3 protein-coding genes and 1 tRNA gene are annotated in these 2827 nt (G+C 58.5%); 2 read left to right on the forward strand and 2 right to left on the reverse strand.

Going from position 1 to position 2827, the window contains the following annotated elements:
* Together R3D51_00100 and R3D51_00105 are read left to right on the forward strand one after the other, a co-directional pair.
* The coding region (locus R3D51_00100) for a tetratricopeptide repeat protein (GenBank protein ID MEZ5897872.1) at window positions 1-426 on the forward strand (426 nt) is incomplete at its 5' end.
* On the forward strand, window positions 423-992 hold the full coding sequence (locus tag R3D51_00105) for an ECF-type sigma factor (protein MEZ5897873.1): 570 nt from the start codon (window positions 423-425) through the stop codon (window positions 990-992). The genes R3D51_00100 and R3D51_00105, both read left to right, overlap by 4 nt.
* Before the next feature lie 215 nt (window positions 993-1207).
* On the opposite strand, the gene R3D51_00110 is transcribed toward R3D51_00105, so the two are convergent.
* Both R3D51_00110 and R3D51_00115 read right to left on the reverse strand, forming a co-directional pair.
* Complete coding sequence (locus tag R3D51_00110) at window positions 1208-1519, reverse strand: helix-turn-helix transcriptional regulator (GenBank protein MEZ5897874.1); 312 nt, start codon at window positions 1517-1519, stop codon at window positions 1208-1210.
* Window positions 1520-2097: 578 nt separating this feature from the next.
* Window positions 2098-2174: transfer RNA gene (locus R3D51_00115), tRNA-Arg, on the reverse strand.
* Window positions 2175-2827 lie beyond the last annotated feature (653 nt).

Genomic DNA, 2827 nt, shown 5'->3' on the forward strand with positions numbered 1-2827 from the left:
GACAATGCGGAATTGTTGCGCGATCAAGCAGTCATCGCGTTGCTCGAGTCTGGCCCGACGGCCGCACGGCCGTTGGCGGAACGCGCCATGTCGATGCAGAGGAGCAAATTGCCAGCCAATCACCCGTCGATTGCGATGACAGAGGTGGTTCTTGGTCGTATCACTGCCGCTGAAGGCAACGCATCCGACGCGGTCCGCGTGCAGCGCGATGCTCTGCGGCGTCTCGAGGCCGTGTTTCCTGCGCAGAGTCCAGAGCGCGTCGAGGCCGCACTCGAACTCAGTCGATCGCTCGTCGCGGACGGCAAAGGGCGAGATGCCGAACCTTATCTGCGAAGCGCCCGCGAGGCACTCGTTGCCCGCTTCGGCCGGCAATCCCGGCAGGTGACAGACGTCGATCTATTGTTGGCGCAAACCGGGACGCGATGAGCGGCGACGTCACACGTTTGCTGCGGGCGGCATCAGGAGGCGACCCGAATGCGGTGCCAGCGCTCTTTGAACTCGTGTACGACGAGCTGCGCGCGCGTGCGCGCGCGCAGCTGGCAGGCTCCGCGCCGCAGACACTGAGTGCCACTGGTCTCGTGCATGAGGCCTATCTCAAGCTTACTGCGGGTGGCATACCGGAACTCAATGATCGCACACACTTCTTCCGGGTGGCGGCACGCGCGATGCGACATATCGCCATCGATCGCGCACGAGCGCGGCGCGCCGAACGGCGCGGTGGCCATGCACAGATCATCGACATTGAACTCGCTGAAATCCCGGTTGACGACGCGGCCGGTCCGTTGTTAGCTCTGGATGCAGCGCTCGATGAGCTGGCCAAGCGCAGCCCGCGCCTGGCGGAGCTCGTGGAACTGCGATTCTTCGCCGGACTGTCGGTTGACGACGCGGCGAGCGTCATGAACACGTCGGCTCGTACCGTGAAACGCGACTGGCAAATCGCACGCGCGTTCATTCACGCGCAGCTCGACGATACTCGAGACGCCAATCCCTAAGGCCACGCGCTCGAACGAGTGTACTTGTGATGAAACCGAGCATCTGATCGGTGAACACTCCTCATCTCCTCGCGGGAATTCTTTCGACGGTCGATCTGGAGACGTTGGTCAGCAGGACGCGGCGATAGGCTGCCAAATAGCGCAAGTGCCCATTGCTGCCCGCCGAGGAATTCTTGCTCATGTACGAGATCCACTCAGGTCGAGGAGAACCTGCTTCAAGCCACCAGCCGAATTTCCGGTTCCAGTCCGGCGCGCGACGCGAGTGTCAGCAGCATATCCAAGCTGAAATCCTGCCACCGACCCTTGATCAATCGTGATACACGCGGCTGCGTAATGCCGAGGTGCGTGGCTGCTTCCGCCTGTGTCCAGCCCTGCGCTTTCAAATGCCGCTCCATGCGAATCATGACTTCGGCGCGCAGGGCCATGACCTTGGCTTCGGCAGGGTCGAAGCCAAGATCCAGGAAAACGTTACCGCTGCCTTTGATTCGGCGGGTATCGGAAAAGCGTTGGTCTGTCTTCTTGCTCATCGCTTGCCTCCGTACACGAATCTCATAGACACCCGATCCCACCGTGGACATCGGTTTGAAGTTCGTGGGCTGGCCACCGAACTGCACCCGCATGAGCTCAAGACCGATGTCATGTCGGATGGTAGCTGGCATAGCGGCCAAGTCGTCACGGCTAGAGCCGAGAAACTCCAGCGGCTTTATCGACAGCGCTTTGAGCTTCCTTGGCTTCGCTAGCGGAGTATGTCAATACCTGAATATAGATGCAAGTATTTGTATAGTGATCCGGCTACGAACCTCGGCGTGCATCGGTAGTCGAACACAATCCCGCACTGTGGCCAGCGCCGAAAACCCCTTCGGTGCTGAAGTGTTACCCATGTGCCCGGCATAAACCGTTACCGATGTGCTCGGAATGGACCAATTCAAAGTGGCGCGCCTGGAGAGATTACTCGTCGCGCAAGCGCGCCTCGCCCCTGCGGCGTCGCCCTACGGGCGATCGCCAACGCTACGCGTTGGCGTCGAAGTCTGTTGTCTATTTGTCGGGAGTTCGACAACGTCTTTCTGACCAACCAGCTTCGATGACGGATTCGAACCTCGGAGGTTGGCGCGCCTGGAGAGATTCGAACTCCCGACCTTCTGGTTCGTAGCCAGACACTCTATCCAACTGAGCTACAGGCGCATCTAGATCAAAACTGGCGGAGAGAGAGGGATCCACATCCAACTCCCAACCGACTGATTATAAAGGATATCTGGAATTTTCCCCAATATTGGTACCATCAAAAGTACCAACAAGGCCGCGCGCTGCCTTGCAGCGCCCGCCACCCAAATCAGGGTGCGCATTAAAGCGGAAAGCGCTTGAGTTAGCAATTCCCCGATCGAATCATCTGTCTCACCGTACAACGCACGAATTCATAGACATTGGCGATCAGATCGAACCAACAAATAAGCGAACCTCCATCCGAGCAATCAACAGATGCGAAGCGGCCGGTTGTCAGGTTATCAGCGACTATCCCCCACTCAATCGTCTCCTGCCTATCTAAGTACCTATGAGCACTGGATTTCTCAAGATTGTCGCCGCGTTTGACCGTCGAGTCGACCGTCAAAACAAGGCGCTTACAGAAGGCGGCCGGCGATAGATGGCGAAAGACATCTTGTCGCGCTTCACGTCAACTTGGACAAAAGGCATGGGCGGGAAAGGGAGACTTTCACGGCTCAGGCAACCAAGGTTAGTCGCTGCTGATTGATCAATTTGCGATGTGCGCGGGCAGCAGCGATTTGCCCAGCACGTCGTTCTCGAACCTCTATCGGTTGACCACGATGCCACGTGAGCGG

This window comes from Hyphomicrobiaceae bacterium (assembly GCA_041397645.1).
Taxonomy (GTDB): Bacteria; Pseudomonadota; Alphaproteobacteria; order Rhizobiales; family Hyphomicrobiaceae; genus Hyphomicrobium_B.

What these genes read in the sequence shown, in the direction of transcription:
- R3D51_00105 (MEZ5897873.1), top strand. Translation starts at nt 423, where the DNA reads ATGAGCGGCGACGTCACACGTTTGCTGCGGGCGGCATCAGGAGGCGAC.
- R3D51_00110 (MEZ5897874.1), bottom strand. Translation starts at nt 1,519, where the DNA reads ATGAGCAAGAAGACAGACCAACGCTTTTCCGATACCCGCCGAATCAAA.